The organism is Collinsella sp. CLA-ER-H5 (genome assembly GCF_040092375.1).
Taxonomy (GTDB): domain Bacteria; phylum Actinomycetota; class Coriobacteriia; order Coriobacteriales; family Coriobacteriaceae; genus Collinsella.
This window is the reverse complement of the sequence record NZ_JBBNLR010000004.1, coordinates 1-14,966: the sequence shown is the minus strand read 5'-3', so window position 1 is coordinate 14,966 and position 14,966 is coordinate 1. Positions and strand designations below refer to the sequence as shown.

General features: G+C 61.3%; 12 protein-coding genes and 1 pseudogene. 4 read left to right on the top strand and 9 right to left on the bottom strand.

Annotated elements, in window-relative coordinates; translation table 11 throughout:
* Positions 1-233 precede the first annotated feature (233 nt).
* Positions 234-1,214 (bottom strand): undecaprenyl-diphosphate phosphatase, encoded by a 981-nt coding sequence (locus AAAX31_RS02375; RefSeq protein WP_117847886.1) that lies wholly within the window; start codon positions 1,212-1,214, stop codon positions 234-236.
* A 247-nt stretch (positions 1,215-1,461) separates the two neighbouring features.
* Here AAAX31_RS02375 and AAAX31_RS02370 point away from each other — a divergent pair, with 247 nt between their 5' ends.
* Positions 1,462-1,899 (top strand): universal stress protein, encoded by a 438-nt coding sequence (locus AAAX31_RS02370; protein ID WP_006235921.1) that lies wholly within the window; start codon positions 1,462-1,464, stop codon positions 1,897-1,899.
* Positions 1,900-2,113: 214 nt separating this feature from the next.
* On the opposite strand, the gene AAAX31_RS02365 is transcribed toward AAAX31_RS02370, so the two are convergent.
* The 4 genes from AAAX31_RS02365 to AAAX31_RS02350 all read right to left on the bottom strand — a co-directional run bounded on the left by AAAX31_RS02365 (position 2,114) and on the right by AAAX31_RS02350 (position 6,197).
* Positions 2,114-3,157, bottom strand: a complete 1,044-nt coding sequence (locus AAAX31_RS02365; RefSeq protein ID WP_117847885.1) for a sensor histidine kinase — start codon at positions 3,155-3,157, stop codon at positions 2,114-2,116.
* A gap of 9 nt (positions 3,158-3,166) precedes the next feature.
* Positions 3,167-3,838 (bottom strand): response regulator transcription factor, encoded by a 672-nt coding sequence (locus AAAX31_RS02360; RefSeq protein WP_117847883.1) that lies wholly within the window; start codon positions 3,836-3,838, stop codon positions 3,167-3,169.
* Positions 3,839-4,007: 169 nt separating this feature from the next.
* Complete coding sequence (locus tag AAAX31_RS02355) at positions 4,008-5,138, bottom strand: aminotransferase (protein ID WP_117847881.1); 1,131 nt, start codon at positions 5,136-5,138, stop codon at positions 4,008-4,010.
* Between the two features lie 24 nt (positions 5,139-5,162).
* Complete coding sequence (locus AAAX31_RS02350) at positions 5,163-6,197, bottom strand: ornithine cyclodeaminase family protein (RefSeq protein ID WP_349076069.1); 1,035 nt, start codon at positions 6,195-6,197, stop codon at positions 5,163-5,165.
* Positions 6,198-6,411: 214 nt separating this feature from the next.
* Between AAAX31_RS02350 and AAAX31_RS02345 the strand changes: the two genes are divergently transcribed.
* Entirely contained in the window at positions 6,412-7,593 is a 1,182-nt protein-coding gene (locus tag AAAX31_RS02345) for a PucR family transcriptional regulator (RefSeq protein WP_117847878.1), read from the top strand.
* Positions 7,594-7,611: 18 nt separating this feature from the next.
* On the opposite strand, the gene AAAX31_RS02340 is transcribed toward AAAX31_RS02345, so the two are convergent.
* Together AAAX31_RS02340 and purH are read right to left on the bottom strand one after the other, a co-directional pair.
* Positions 7,612-8,322: a hypothetical protein gene (locus tag AAAX31_RS02340; protein WP_199412364.1), complete on the bottom strand. Its 711-nt coding sequence runs from the start codon at positions 8,320-8,322 to the stop codon at positions 7,612-7,614.
* Between the two features lie 277 nt (positions 8,323-8,599).
* Positions 8,600-10,207, bottom strand: coding sequence for a bifunctional phosphoribosylaminoimidazolecarboxamide formyltransferase/IMP cyclohydrolase (gene purH / locus AAAX31_RS02335; RefSeq protein WP_117847877.1), 1,608 nt, complete (start codon positions 10,205-10,207; stop codon positions 8,600-8,602).
* 277 nt (positions 10,208-10,484) lie between these two features.
* On the opposite strand from purH, the gene AAAX31_RS02330 reads away from it, so the two are divergent.
* Complete coding sequence (locus AAAX31_RS02330; protein WP_117847875.1) at positions 10,485-11,126, top strand: GNAT family N-acetyltransferase; 642 nt, start codon at positions 10,485-10,487, stop codon at positions 11,124-11,126.
* Positions 11,127-11,264: 138 nt separating this feature from the next.
* Here AAAX31_RS02330 and AAAX31_RS02325 read toward each other — a convergent pair whose 3' ends face one another.
* The gene (locus tag AAAX31_RS02325; RefSeq protein ID WP_349076066.1) at positions 11,265-13,208 is read right to left on the bottom strand and encodes a DUF2207 domain-containing protein; all 1,944 of its coding nucleotides are present in this window, start codon (positions 13,206-13,208) and stop codon (positions 11,265-11,267) included.
* A gap of 515 nt (positions 13,209-13,723) precedes the next feature.
* Between AAAX31_RS02325 and gluQRS the strand changes: the two genes are divergently transcribed.
* Positions 13,724-14,725 (top strand): tRNA glutamyl-Q(34) synthetase GluQRS, encoded by a 1,002-nt coding sequence (gluQRS, locus tag AAAX31_RS02320; protein WP_117847874.1) that lies wholly within the window; start codon positions 13,724-13,726, stop codon positions 14,723-14,725.
* 15 nt (positions 14,726-14,740) lie between these two features.
* On the opposite strand, the pseudogene AAAX31_RS02315 reads toward gluQRS, so the two are convergent.
* Positions 14,741-14,966, bottom strand: a pseudogene (locus tag AAAX31_RS02315) (metallophosphatase); the annotation flags it as partial.

Below are 14,966 nucleotides of genomic sequence, written 5' to 3'. Positions count from 1 at the left end.
GTATACCGAGCCGCGCGGACACCGACGCAAATCACACCACGACTCCGTGCGCCACCGTCAGGCCCGCCCCAGCGGATTTGGTGCAATGGAGCCACCGATGTCACGGCAACGGCAGCGAGCGGCGGCCAGAACGAACAAATTGGCATGAAAAGAGGGCGGCATAGACCTTTTGGTCATGCCACCCTCTTTGAATGACAAGTTGTCGTTCTGGCCGCCGCGCAGCGTCAACCAAGTTACAGGCCGAGCATAGGCTCCAAGACGAAGAAGTACGCAAGCACCACGATGCCCAGAATGATGCGGTAGACGCCGAAGCACTTGAAGTCGTGACGGCGGACGAAGCCCATAAGCCACTTGATGGCGATGAGCGAAACCACAAAGGCCACAACGCAGCCCACGCCCAGGATGGCGACCTCGTTGGCACCGAACGTACCGCCCTTGATGAAATACTTGACCAGCTTGAGCGCACTCGCGCCAAACATGACAGGGATGGCCAGGAAGAACGTAAACTTGGACGCCACCGAACGCGTGCAGCCCAAAAGCAGGCCGCCGATGATGGTGGAACCGGAGCGCGACGTGCCCGGAATCAGCGAGAGCACCTGGAAGCATCCGATGCCCAGTGCGGTCTTCCAACTCAGGTCCTCGAGCGTGGTGATGGAACCAAAGTCCAGATCCTCGTCATCGCCCTCATCCTCAGCGGTAGCCGCGGCGGGCGCCGCAAAGTGCGCACCGGCGGGACGTCCACCCGACACCACAGCACGCGAACCAAACGAACCGGCAACGGCCATTTCCTCGCGCTTGTTCGCGCGCCAGTTCTCGATCACGATAAACAGCACGCCGTACACAATGAGCGCCAGCGCCACGACGGGAGCATTGTAGAAATGCTCCTCCATCCAGTCGTTGAGCGGCAGGCCGATCGCCGCGGCGGGAATGCAGCCGAGCACAATCTTGCCCCACAGCACCCAGGTGTCGCGACGGCCCTCCTTACCCTTGCTGGGCGAGAACGGGTTGAGCTCATGGAAGAACAGCACACAGACGGCCAGAATGGCGCCGAGCTGAATCACAACCAGGAACATATTCCAGAACGTCTCGCTCACGTTCATCTTGACGAACTCGTCCACCAAGATCATGTGACCGGTCGACGAAACAGGCAGCCATTCGGTGATGCCCTCGACCAGGCCCATGAAGGCAGATTTTAGAAGCTCGATGATATCCAAAGGGACCCCCTCGTTAGACACCCGCCGATATTGTTCTGCGGACGGTGCGGGCGATGTCCCATTATCAACCGTTCGGGCGCGCCTGCGCCTACCCTTACCAAAAAACTCGTCCGTTCACAGAATTGCGAGCGGTCAAACCGAAATCCTTGGGTATAACTGCAACAAGATAAAGTGTCCGGCGGCCAACGCGCCCGCGCCCGCCCGACGCACGAGCCCCGCGCCCGTGCGATAGACCAAGGAGGAAACCATGAACGAGGGCTACACCAAGGTATTTGTTTCACTCGACGGTACTGAGCAGCAGGATTTTGTGCTCGCACGCGCCATCAAGGTCGCCGCGAACAACGGCGCCAAGCTAATCATCGGCCACGTTATCGATTCCACGGCACTCGAGAGCGCCGGTTCCTATCCGGTCGATCTGGTCAACGGCCTAGAGGAGGCGTTTAAGAACTCCATCGCCAAGCAGCTCGAAGAGGCTAAGGCCAATCCCGACATCCCCGAGGTCGAGGTCATGATTCGCGCCGGCCGCATTCGCGAGACGCTTAAGGACGAGATGCTCGACGTGGTTAAGCCCGACCTGGTGCTCTGCGGCGCCCGCGGCCTGTCCTCGATCAAGTATGCGCTGCTGGGTTCGATTTCGACGTTCCTGCTGCGCAATACGGACTGCGACATCTTGGTCGTGAAGTAGCGTTGCTCCCACCGGCCGCGGGGCCTGCGGGGTTTCCACGGGCACGTCCTCGCCGCGTTGCGGCTGCGGGATGTGCCCTTAGGAAACCCCTCCCGGCCCCGCGGCCTTACTTCAGCGAGTTGTCTGATAGAAAAATGGCGTGCCGCCCCATTTGGGGCGGCACGTTTTGTTTGAGGCGGCACGTTTTTGTTTGGGCGGGCGTCTGCCGTGTGCGTTACTCAAAGTATTGGAACTTGTTCGTTGAAAAAGCGAATGTTACGACGAAGCCTTCGCCCGGCTCCGATGCCGCGGTGACGTCGATGCCCATCTTGGAGCACAGGCGCGCCACCAGGTAGAGGCCGATGCCCGTTGCACGCTTGGTGGTGCGGCCGTTGTCGCCGGTAAAACCCTTCTCGAACACACGCGGCAGGTCGGCCGCGCTCACGCCGCAGCCGTTGTCCGCAACGGTAAGCTCGATGCGCTCGCTTGCCAGGCCCTCGTCCAGCAACGCGCCCGAAAACACGATCTTCGCGCCGTCCTCGCACGCATATTTAATGCTGTTCTGAATGAGCTGGCCCAGAATAAACTCGAGCCACTTCTCGTCGGTAAAGACCTCGAAGTCGAGGTTCTCGCACACCGGGGCCACATGCGCCGCAATGAGCTCGCGCGCGTTGGCTTTAATCGCGCCCGTCACCAAGGTCTTAAGGTCCCAGCGGCGAATCAGGTAGTCGCGTTCCACGACTTCCGAGCGCGCGTAGTACAGCGCTTGATCGATATAGCGCTCCACGCGGGCAAGCTCGCGACCGAGGTCATCTACGCGCGACAGATCATCTTCGCTGCCGTCCAGGTTTTCCAAAATCAGATGGGCTGCCGCCAGAGGCAGCTTGGCCTCGTGGACCCAGCTCTCGATATAGTCGCGATAGTCATCGGTCTGGCGCCTGCCTTCGGCAACCTCGTCACAAGCGGCTTTGCCCACCCGGCGCAAGACCTCGTACTCGAGCTCGCCCTCGGCATAAGTCGGGCACTGCACCATCTCCTGCACCCATGCGGGGCTTTCCAGCTCCTCGGCCGCGCGCTCCAGCTGGTGCAAAAATCGACGACGGCGCGCGTACTCGATCACGATGCCGAGCATGCCAAAGATGAAGGACACGCCAACCGCCACGACCACGATGGAAACGGGTGCGCCGGCGACCGTCAGCACAAAGCAGCTCAGCAGCACGCCGCACGTCCACACGGCGACGGGAAGCAGCGCATCTTTAAAGAACTTGCCAAACGACATAGCCGGCCCCTAGACCGAATAGCCCTGGCCGCGATGCGTGGTCAAATACCCCTTGATGCCGATTTTTTCGAGCGTGGTACGCAGGCGGTTGATGTTGACGGTGAGCGTATTGTCGTCCACAAAGGCGTCGGAGTCCCACAGGTCCTGCATGATGGCCGAGCGCGAAACGATCTTGCCCGCGCGGCTCAGAAGCAGCGAGAGGATACGCAGCTCGTTTTTGGTGAGCTCGGTGCTGGTGCCCGTTTGCGTGTTGGTGACCATGGAGCGTGCGAGGTCAATCTCCAGTCCCTTGTGGACGAGCGTGCTGCGCTCGCCCGCCGCCGCGGTGCGACGCAGCAAGGCATTGATGCGCGCCACGAGCACACGGGCGCTATAGGGCTTGGGAACAAAGTCGTCCGCGCCGAGCGTCATGGCCATGACCTCGTCGATCTCGGTCGTGCGCGACGTGAGGACGATGATGGGGACCTCGGATTCGCGACGGACCTCATGGCAGATGTGCTGGCCGTCTTTGACAGGGAGCGTGAGGTCGAGCAGCACCAAGTCGGGCGCGGCGGCGAGAATATCGCGCGAGACATGCTCAAACGATTCGCAGGCCTCGATTTCAAACCCGGCGCGGGCAAGGATGTCGACAAGCTCACGACGAATGGGCTCGTCGTCCTCAACGACATAAATCAGCGCCATGTGTCCTCCCATTTCGCGTAACTTGCACCTTCCACACCATTATGCCCACGGCGTCGCAGCGATGCGACCCCGTGGGCACCTAATATGACAAAAGTGTTCGGTAGCCTTGAGAAAAAATAGGGGGCCTCGGTCCTAAACCGATCGACCCCATCACTTCGCCCTCGAGCCTCTACTCGAGCGTACGCATGTACGCAGAGATGGCATCCAGACCCTTCTGCAGGTCGTCGGTGTTATCGGAATATGCATAGCCGATGCGCATGCTCTTGGGCTCCTCGAAGCAATCGCCCGGGGTGACGAGCGCGCCGGACTTCTTAATCATGTCGATGCAGAACGTCCTGGAGTCGATGTCGTAATCGTAATACACGAGCGCGGTGGTACCCGCCTCGGGCTTGACAAACGACAGGTGCGGCTCGCTCTCGACCCACTTCTCCAGAACAGCAAGGTTCTGACGGACGATGCGACGGCTGCGCTCAAGGATCACGGAAGCGTTGCCCAGAATCAGCTCCGCCACCGTCTCGCTGAATATGCCGGCGGAAATCAGGTTGTAGTCGCGATGCGAGAGCAGCGCGCGACGAAGTTCCGGGCTCTTGGTGACCGCCCAGCCCAGACGCAGGCCGGCGAACGACCAGACCTTGGACATGGATGCGGTGACGACGGCCTTGTCGTACAGGTCGATCACGGACTCGCAGTACTCATCCGTCTGAGTAAGCAGACGGTAGACCTCGTCGCAGAGCACCCACGCGTCGTGTTTGCGCGCAACCTCGACAATCGCCTTGAGCGTATCGATGTCGAGCAGGGCGCCCGTGGGGTTGTCCGGGTTATTGATGCAGATGAGCTTGGTATCGTCGGTCACCAGGGCATCGAGCGCGTCGACGTCGACGTGGTAGCCGTTCTTGCGATCGAGCTGAAGGATATCGACCTTCGCACCGCACATCTCGGGAATCGAGTAAAGCTGCTGGTAGGTGGGCTTGACGGAGACTACATGATCGCCCGGTTCGACGAGCGTGGAAATAACCAGGGAGTTGGCACCGGTCGCGCCGTGCGTGGGCACGATATGCCCGGGCTCGACCGTCTTATAGAGACGCGCGACCCCCTCGAGGAAGCCGGGCTGCCCCTCGATGTCTCCGTAGGTGAATCGGCGCGAGCACAGGCTGTCGAGCCACGCCTTCTTGTCGGTGTTCGTAAGCTCGAACAGCTGGTCGAGCGTGAGGGAGTAGACGCACGTCTCCGCAACGTTGTGGGTGCACTTGGTCTCCCACTCGTTCATCCACTGCTCGACGGCGAAATCCTTAATCTGCATTGTCGTTTCCTTTCCTTGGCTTTCTTACAGTTCCACCACGGTGCCCAGCCCCGCCTCGACGGCGCGGCCGTAGGCAATTTTCGATGCCGAAAGGTCCTGAACGGCAATGCCCGACGTATCGAACACCGTCACCTGCTCGCCATCCGAACGCCCCGTGGCCGTGCCGGCGATGACTTCGCCGAGCTCCGCTTTGATGTTCTCGGGCGCGATGGCACCCTCGGCAACCGGAATCTCCAGCTCACCGGACGCGACCGATTGCTCGCGGTCGTCGACGTAAACAGCGGCGCGGGCGACAAGCGCCGAGGCGAGCTCCTGCTTGCCGGGCATGTCGGCACCGACGCAGGAGATATGCGTACCGGGGCGCACCCATGCATCGGGGATGATGGGCTTGGTCGCCGGCGTGATTGTCACGATGATGTCGGCCTCTGCCGCGGCACCTTGGCCGTCGGCCGTCGCCTCGATGGAATAGGTGGATGCCTCGCGAGCATGCTCGCAGGCGCCCAAGATATGGGCGACCTCGTCACGCATGCGCTCGACGCGGGCCTCGGGCGCGGCATCGGAAACCGGCTCCCACACCTTGACCTCGCTCACTTTGGGACAGGCGGCGAGCACGCCCGCCACCATATAGGTGCTCATATGGCCGGCACCCGCAACAAGCAGTTTGGACGCATCCTCCCGAGCCAGCCACTTGGCACCGAGCGCAGCGGCGGCACCGGTGCGAAGCCCAGTGACGGCGGAGGCATTAAGCAGCGCCAGTGGCTCGCCCGTCGCGTTGTCGCACAGCAGCGTGGTGCCAAAGATCTCGGGCAGCCCCTTTTTGGGATTCTGAGAGAACAAAGCAGTGAGTTTGAGGCCGAAGAGACCGCTTCCCGCCAACTCGCCCGAGCGGATATCCATATCGGCCACGCCGGGTTCGAACTGCTCATATACCATCGGCCACGCAACACCCTTGCCCGTTGCCTTCTGGCGATATGCATCCTCCACGGCAGCGATTGCATCCTCGATCGTCAGCACCTTGAAAACTTCCTCGGCCGAAAGCACCACCATCTGCCCCATCATCGCTCCTTTCAGCGAAAGCTTTACGTTGCTTCACTGTACGGTTTAGCAATGATGCCGCCAAGGATCATTTCTTGTTGGAATCTACAACGATTCTCAATCTGATTTTTCGTTCTATCAGCAGGTATTTGAATTATTTCTTGCATCAACGGCATACGGATGTGCGATTATCCTATTTATACCTGTACTAATTGTAGTGATTTACAAGGTGATGTTGATGCTATACACCATCTCGGACTTCTCACGGGAATATGAGGGGTCGGTTCGTCTAATCGCCGGCAGCGATGGCGTCTCGCGTGCCGTCTCCGGCGTCGGGATCCTCGATTATGAACTCATGCCCGGCCTCAAGAACAAGTACCAGCGCGTCAACTTCAGCTCAGACGAGATCGTCCTCAGCACCTTTCTCTATGCGAAGGACGACCCGTACCTCATCACTGAAGCCGTGAAATACCTCGTCGCCAAGGGAACGAGCGGTCTTATCATCAAAAACGTCCTGCACATCCCGATTCCCGACCAAGCCATCCGCTACGCCAACGCGCGGCACTACCCGGTCTTTCTCACGACCGACGACTCACTGTTCTTTGACGGCGTCATCTATGAGGTCAAACGGCATATCGAGCAGCTCGCGTCCATCGACTTCGCGCAGCGCGAGATCGATGCCCTAAGGACAGATGTATCGCCTGAGTCCATCTGCCGACGCATCCGAGGCCTCAACCCGTCATTTCTGGACGAAGCGGTCGCCCTGTTCGCATCGTTTGCAGAGCCCCTCGACCCGCGTACGTTTTTGCAAATCGAACGTCTCTGTGCAAAATCGACCCTCGCCGGATGCCACAACATGCTGGCACCCTATGACGGAGGTTTGTTATTCGTAGCGACAAGTGACTCGGAGCAGACGCTCGATGTGGAGCGAATCGTGCAGGCGCTCACGGAGCTCATCGAGACTAGCGGTATCGACGGCGGAGCGGAAGGGCTCGGCATCAGCGATATTCTGTTTGGAGACGAGGCTGTGGCGCAGGCGATCTCGCAGGCGATTTACGCACAGCGCCTATCTTGTCAACGAGCCGAGAGTCCCGTCCGCTATACGCAGCTCGGCATCCTGAGAACCGTGATGCCTTTTGCGGAAACCCCGGAGATGCGATCGTTCTCGGAGGCGATTCTCTCGCCGATACGCGAGCACGACAGTGAGCATGGCAGCGAACTGGAATCCACACTCGCCGCATTCATCGAGAACGACCGACGTATCGAGCAAACCGCCAAGCAGACTGGCCAGCACCCGAACACGATTCGATATCGCCTCGATAAGGTGACGGCTCTCACCGGACTGAGCTACAAATGCGCCCCGGAGATGGAGCAGCTGTCGCTCGCCTACGCCATCGAACGCGCTCGCTCGCTTCAGTAAGCCCACCCCACCTTGAGGTTAGGAGCGGCGGGCGCGGAGCTTTTCGTAGCCTTCGGCGAAGAAGGCGACCGTGGCGGCGTCGGCCTCGGCGGCGTCCGTCTCGGCGGCAGGGACCACGCCGTGTTCGTCGCTCACTAGGAACAGCGCGCCCTTAAGCTGAGCGGGAATATCTACGCGCGTGACCGGGATGCCCTTGGTCTGGGCCAGCTGTTCGATGAGCGTCGCCGTGCCGCACAGGCACTCGTCCGCCGGCGCCACAAAGGCAAGCTCGCCGTTGTTGACGGCGGCGAGCAGCTCGGGCGCCACGCCGGTCTCGTCGGCCTCGGAGCGGGCCTCGGCGGAGCGGGCACGCAGTACCTTGGCCGACGTATCGGCGAGCGGCTCGTACTCCCCCACCGTCATGGCGGCGTTGCCGTTGATGTCGATCACCAGCATGAGCACGCCGTCGCGTGCGGTGTAATCGCCCTCGGCAAGCGACCACTCAACGTGCTGTTTGGCCCAGCTGAGCATGTTATGGGTAAGCGGCTCGCCCCGCACCAGGCGCTCGGACAGCGCGCGGATGTGGCGGTTGAGCATGGGCACCTTTTTGTTGGACATGCGCCAACGGCAGACAAGCGCGGGCTTGTCGAGCGTAAACTTCTCGACCGCCTCCTGATTGGCGCAAAAGTCCTCGTACGCACGCTGATCCTCGGCATTGCCAAACAGCTCGGCATCATCCACAACGGCCATATCCAACCTTTCTCAAAAACATACACCGCACCGTTATACCCAAAAAAGCCGCCCGCACCAACCGGCACGGACGGCAATAGATAGCTTTAGTTCGGGGCGAGCCAATACCGCTGGTGGAGCATAAGCCAGCGAGCCGGACCCAAGTGCCTCAGGTCGCTGCGAAAGAGGAGCGACGCGTACTTCTGTACGCGAGCGACGGTTTGAGCGGCGAGATGAGGTGCTTGGGGCCGGCGCAGCGTCGAGCAGTTACGCGGTTTGGTAAAACCGCGTAACGATATTAGTGCCTAAAATGCCTGGCCCCCGTGAAGACCATCGCAATGCCATGCTCGTTGCAGGCCTGGACGCTCTCGTCGTCGCGCTTGGAGCCGCCGGGCTGAATGATGCAGGTCACGCCGTGCGCGGCAAGCACGTCGACGTTGTCGCGGAACGGGAAGAACGCATCGCTTGCACAGGCAAAGCCGCCCTTCTCCACGCCCTCGCGCTCGCAGAAGTCCTCGGCGCGCTCGCAGGCAAGCAGCGCAGAGTCAACGCGGTTGGGCTGACCCGGGCCCATGCCAATGCCGGCCTTACCCTTGGAGACCAGGATGGCGTTGGACTTGACGCCCTTGCAGACCTTCCAGGCAAACTCGAGCTCGGCCATCTCGGCGTCGGTGGGCTTGCGGTCGGTGGGGAACGTGAAGGTCGCGGGGTCCTCGGTCACGTGGTCGACTTCCTGCACCAGCATGCCGCCGTCGACGGAGCGCAGCTCCACCTGGGCACCGTGGTCCACGCCGCCGGTAGCCAGCACACGCAGGTTGGGGCGCTTGGCCATGCGCTCGAGCGCCTCGGCAGTGTAGCTCGGAGCAATGATAACCTCGACGAACTGCTTGTTCTGATCGGCAAAGTGCTCAACCAGCTCATAGGGAACCTCGCGGTTGCAGGCGATGATGCCGCCGAAGGCGCTCTTGGGATCGCAGGCGAAGGCGCGGTCGTAGGCGGCCGTGATGTCCTCGGCCACGGCGGAGCCGCAGGGGTTCTGATGCTTGAGGATCACGCAGGCCGGCTCGTCGAACTCGCGGACCAGGTTCCAAGCGGCGTCGGCATCCAGATAGTTGTTGTAGCTGAGCGGCTTGCCCTGGATCTGCTCGGAGCCCACGAGCGGGAACTGCGAGCTCGCGGTATTCTCGCAGCCCTCGGCAAAGCGATAGACCGTGGCCTTTTGCTGCGGGTTCTCGCCATAGCGCAGGTCGTCGACCTTCTCCAGCGAGATCTCGAGCTTGGCAGAGGTGTCCGCCACGTCGCTTGCCTGGGCGGCAAGCCAACGGGAGATAGCCGTGTCGTAGGCGGCGGTGGTCTGGTAGACCTTCACCTGCAGGCGACGACGGGTGGAAAGCGTGGTGCAGCCACCGGTCTCGCGCATCTCAGCCAGGACGGCATCATAGTCGGCCGGGTCGGAGATGACGGTAACGCTCGCGGCGTTCTTGGCGGCAGAGCGCAGCATGGAGGGACCGCCGATGTCGATGTGCTCGATGGCATCCGCGAAGGTGACCTCGGGGTTGGCGACGGTCTTCTCGAACTCGTACAGGTTGACGACGACCAGGTCGATCAGCTTAATGCCGTGCTGTGCCGCCTCCTGCATGTGCTGCTCGGAATCGCGGCGGGCCAGCAGCGCGCCGTGAACCTTGGGGTGCAGGGTCTTAACGCGGCCGTCCATCATCTCGGGATAGCCCGTGAACTCCTCGATGGGGGTTACGGGGACGCCCGCGTCCTCGATGGCACGAGCCGTGCCGCCCGTAGAGATGATCTCGACGCCAAAGTCATCGACCAGCGTCCGTGCGAAATCGACGACGCCCGTCTTATCGGTAACCGAGATCAACGCGCGTGCGATCTTCACATCAGATCCCATGCAGTCCTCCTGTCTGGTACGCCGCCGTGCTCTGTGAGCCGGTGATACGTCGATCTGCAGCGCTCGCGCAGCGGCATTGAAAATACTGATTCAATGTAGCGCATCGAGCGCATCGATGCACCCCGCAACGGGCGCATATGCAGAAAAAGTTTGCGAGCGGAGGGGATGGGCACGGCACCGGGCACGGTGAGTTCATGGAACACAGGGGCACCATAATTAGATGCCAATAGCGTGGTAGAACTGTGCTCGATATGCATCCGCAAAAGAAAGAGGCACCATGGTCTCGCGGGTTCTCTACCGACCGTTTGATACCGAAGACTTCGACGCCATCGCGCTGATTCTACAGCAGCTTTGGCATGACAATTCGGATAACGATGAGTACAACCGCCTCGAGGCCGCGTGCGACCTTGCCTACTGCCTTTCGTCTTCGACGTTTTCGCAAGTTGCCGTAATCGACGGTCAGGCGCGCGGCATTGCGCTCGCGCGTGCGGGACAGAGCTCCGGCGCCACCGTTAAGGAACATTGGCTGGATACCGAACGCGCACTGCTATCGCAAATGCGCGAGCTGGAGCCCGATGCCTGCGCCGAGTATCTCTCGTTTGTGCGCGCAACCATCCGAACCAACAACCGCCTGCTCGAAAGCAGCCCGTTGCCACACGACAACGAGGTCACGCTGCTTGCCGTAGATCGCGACGTCCATGGCCTGGGCGTTGGCTCGGTGTTGCTCGACGCCGCAGTCTCGTACCTATCCTCGCGCGGGGCGACGAGGGCGCACCTGTACACCGACTCCAACTGCTCGTGGAAGTTCTACGAGCTGCATGGCTTTAAGCGCACGGCCACGCACCGCGCCAACCGCGAAGAGCGCCGTCACGACATGCCGCGCGAAAGCTTCCTCTACGAACTCGACCTAACAGCCTAGGCCCAGCAGCCATACCTAGTCATTTAGGAACGTCCCCAGTGACTAGTCGTTGGGGACAGTCTTCGTAGGTAGCGCATAAAAAGGGATGGGCTTCCCCCGACGGCTGTCGAGAAAAGCCCATCCCATAATTTACGACCGTTAGAACGTTCCGCCGCCGCCTCCGCCGACGCCGCCACCGCCGCCACCGGAAAAGCCGCCGCCGCTGCCGCCGCTCGAGCTATCGGAACTCGAAGCCAGCTCACGGATGCTCTCGTGATACACGTCATCGAACGAATCGAGCGGAGACTCGTTGCCGTAATGATGGTAGTACCACCAGTAGCAGGGATAATTGTCATAGAAGCCGTCGGCCTCGCGCACCTCGGGCGGCACGGCCTCGGCAAGCTGACGCAGCACTTCCTTGGAAACACCCAGCGCCACGCCCATCACCAGCAGCTTGTTCCACAGCACCAGATCGCCGGGGACGGCTTCCTTTAGACGCGTGAAGTCCTCGAGCCAATGCTTAAGTGCCTTGCAGCGAGCCGCCACCTCGGCGCCCTCCGGCGTAAAGCGGCGGAACGTAAGGCCCACGCCGATACCCACCAGCACAATCGGCACCGAGATAACCGCGGCGGTAATGTTCGCCTGCGCGCCATCGGTAAAGAAGATGGATCCCACGGGAACAAAGGCAATCAGGATACCAAGAACCAGGCAAAACACCATTGCAACAATGCCGTCCGAGGCAACGTACTCGCTATCGGCCAGCTTGCCCTTAACGGTGTTCTGATAGTCCTCGAGCTTGTCGCCCACGGGTGTAGCGTGCTGCTTGACGTAGTGCTGCAGCTCGTCGAACGTGCGCGAGCGATCGCCGTTCTCGTCAGGCTTAGCACCGGCAAAGAAGACCTTGAGCACCATGTGGTCAATGCCCTTGGCCGACTTCCAGCCCGCATCACTCACCGTCACGCGATACGTCTGCTCTTCTTTTTCACGCCCCAACAGACCCTTCTTGGCCTTGGTCACGGTCGCCTGCTCCAGCTTGATCACACGGTCGTCAGTGAGCTTCATGAGCGTGGCGATATATGCCTGATCGGGCACCTCGTTCCAGCTCATGAGGGCCGAAAGCACGGCGGGATGGTCGGCCGAAGGCACATCGCGGAAATATTCGTCCTGGAAAAGCGGCTTGGGCTTGCGCTTGCGCAGCTTGAGCATAACGATTGTGCCGGTAAAGGCCACCGCCGCAACAACACTTAGCACGGCAAGTGCATTGGCAATCATGCGAGCGTGAGCGCGGCGGGCGTTAGCTTCGTCGGCCCATTCCTTCTCTTCGCTCAGGATCGTTGACATGCGCTCTTCGCCCGAAGCGGCAAGCTGCGGCACCCAGTCGCTAGGGAAGGCGATGCGTGCCTCGGCGAATTCGCCCTGATGCACGCAGGGAATGATATAGGTGACCATGGGTTCGTCCGCATCGAGCGATACATCGCCCGTCAGCGGGCCGTGGCCCCATGCGCGGAAGTTATCGCCCTTGACGGCCGCCGTCCCGGCAGCGGCATTTGCGAAGTACACTTCCATCTCAACGTCATCGGAGTCCGCGGACCAGCCGTCGCCCACAAACTTCCAGTAGAGCTCGGCGGTATCGGCCCAGTTCATGACCGCACCGGTCATGGTGTAGCTCACGTAATAGATCGCGCTGTCGCCGCTCTCGTGGGGGCTGAACACCTTAATCCTTACGCCGTCACCGGTCTGCTCGACCGTGTAGACGCCAGAGTCGCCCTTGTTCGCGCTATCGACTTTGTTAAACGCGGTGTCCTCTTCCTCGACACTCAGCACGTCGACGCCCGCCGTGCCGCCCTGCTGGTTGGAGCCCGTATTGATCTCCCAAAACACGCCGTTGATGTCGTCGTCGAAATCAAACTGGCGTCCCTCGACAACGGTCAGCGATCCATCGGCCTCGACCGTGGCACTGATATAGGTCTGGGTCATGGAGTAGCCGTCGGCGTGCGCGGCGACAGGCAGCAGCAACAACGCAAGCGTGACGAGCACGCAGACGGAAGCGAATCGCGCAAACAGGTGGCGCTGCCGGCTGACTTTGGCGGCGAGGGTGTTCATAGGCACATCCTTTGTCTGTAAAACCAACAGCGCCATTGTCCCACGTTTGCGGGTACGCATGGCGAACATCTAGGCGACCGGAGCGCCAAACGGGATGAAAGTCACACCAGCACCCCGGCAGCTAGTCATTGGGGACGTTCTTAAATGACTAGTCATTAGGGACACCCTTGGCATAGCCCGCCCCGGCAATAGATACCACTTCACAGCTCCGTCACAGGTGTAGCGGCTTTGTGTGGGCGCGGCACGCGCTGATTGAGCCGCCAGCCGAGGGGCATAAAGCAGTTGAGCGAAAACGGTTTGCCCCTTTGCCGTTCGCTCGAGGATCATGTCCCCCTTTTCCGCGGAAACCCCGGCAGTTGCGAAGAGCTGCCGGGGTTTCTGTCGTTTGTGAGGCTAAGTCGGTACGCAGCGATCGAGACCTTGAGCCGCAAACCCACCGTGCGCAATGCGTACCGCCGCCAACTTGTGAGCGCAGCAACGCCTTCCCTGCCAAGCCCCGCGCTATACTCGTCCGCATGGATATCAACGCACGCAACATAGCAACACACGCCGCGGACGCACCAGCAACGGCAGCGCCCACCCCCGTCGTGGGCCGCTTTGCCCCGTCGCCCTCGGGCCGCATGCACTTGGGCAACGTGTTCAGCTGCCTGTGCTCGTGGCTTTCGGCCCGCAGCCAAGGCGGCAGCATCGTGCTGCGCATCGAGGACCTGGACGATCGCTGCAAGCGCCCGGAACTTGCCACTCAATTGATTGACGACCTGGCCTGGCTGGGACTGGAGTGGGACGAAGGCCCCTACTACCAGCACGATCGCCTGGATCTGTACGAGGACGCCCTGCGTCAGCTGCAAGACGCCGGCCTCACCTATCCCTGTTTTTGCACGCGTGCCGAACTCCACGCCGCGAGCGCGCCGCACGCGAGCGACGGCACGCCCATCTACCGCGCCGCCTGCCGAGACCTTTCTGCCGAGGAGGTTGCCCGCCGCAGCGCCCTGCGCGCTCCGGCCACGCGCCTGCGCGTACCCGCCGTCGACGACCTCGCAAACGATGTGATCGAATTCGTGGACCGCACGTATGGAGCCCAATGCGAAGCACTCGCCACCGAATGCGGCGACTTTTTGGTGCGCCGCAGCGACGGCGTTTTTGCCTACCAGCTAGCCGTGGTGGTCGACGACGCTGCCATGGGCGTCACCGAGGTCGTGCGCGGATGCGATCTGCTGGGCTCCACGCCGCGCCAAATCTACCTGCAGCATTTGCTGGAACTTCCCACGCCGCACTACGCGCACATTCCGCTGCTCATGTCGCCGGATGGCCGCCGCCTTTCCAAGCGCGACCGCGACCTGGACCTGGGCGAGCTCCGCACCCGCTTTGGCGCGCCCGAGGCACTACTGGGCTGGCTCGCCGGGCAAACAGGCATCGCGCCGGACGCCACACCGCGCTCTGCCGAGCAGCTGGTCGAGCACTTTAGCTGGGATGTTATCCGCACGCATCGGGAAAACATCACTGTAACGGTCGAGTAGCCAGCCACCCCGCCCCTACGCGACATCCCAGGGCTGGAGTTCGTCGCCCAGGCGGACAATACAGTCGTAGAGCACGGTGTGGCACTCGGCTGGGTTGGCGTCACGATGAAAATGCCCGTAGTACCAGCGCTTGTAGTCCAGGTGGTCCTCCAGCTCGTCGAAAAACGTGGTGAGTCGATCGACATCGGGATAATTCCAGCCAGGTGCCGGGTAAAGCGTGGGCGAAAGCATGCGCGTGGAG

What these genes read in the sequence shown, in the direction of transcription:
- AAAX31_RS02370 (WP_006235921.1), top strand. Translation starts at nt 1,462, where the DNA reads ATGAACGAGGGCTACACCAAGGTATTTGTTTCACTCGACGGTACTGAG.
- AAAX31_RS02365 (WP_117847885.1), bottom strand. Translation starts at nt 3,157, where the DNA reads ATGTCGTTTGGCAAGTTCTTTAAAGATGCGCTGCTTCCCGTCGCCGTG.
- AAAX31_RS02360 (WP_117847883.1), bottom strand. Translation starts at nt 3,838, where the DNA reads ATGGCGCTGATTTATGTCGTTGAGGACGACGAGCCCATTCGTCGTGAG.
- AAAX31_RS02355 (WP_117847881.1), bottom strand. Translation starts at nt 5,138, where the DNA reads ATGCAGATTAAGGATTTCGCCGTCGAGCAGTGGATGAACGAGTGGGAG.
- AAAX31_RS02350 (WP_349076069.1), bottom strand. Translation starts at nt 6,197, where the DNA reads ATGATGGGGCAGATGGTGGTGCTTTCGGCCGAGGAAGTTTTCAAGGTG.
- AAAX31_RS02345 (WP_117847878.1), top strand. Translation starts at nt 6,412, where the DNA reads ATGCTATACACCATCTCGGACTTCTCACGGGAATATGAGGGGTCGGTT.
- AAAX31_RS02340 (WP_199412364.1), bottom strand. Translation starts at nt 8,322, where the DNA reads ATGGCCGTTGTGGATGATGCCGAGCTGTTTGGCAATGCCGAGGATCAG.
- purH (WP_117847877.1), bottom strand. Translation starts at nt 10,207, where the DNA reads ATGGGATCTGATGTGAAGATCGCACGCGCGTTGATCTCGGTTACCGAT.
- AAAX31_RS02330 (WP_117847875.1), top strand. Translation starts at nt 10,485, where the DNA reads ATGGTCTCGCGGGTTCTCTACCGACCGTTTGATACCGAAGACTTCGAC.
- AAAX31_RS02325 (WP_349076066.1), bottom strand. Translation starts at nt 13,208, where the DNA reads ATGAACACCCTCGCCGCCAAAGTCAGCCGGCAGCGCCACCTGTTTGCG.
- gluQRS (WP_117847874.1), top strand. Translation starts at nt 13,724, where the DNA reads ATGGATATCAACGCACGCAACATAGCAACACACGCCGCGGACGCACCA.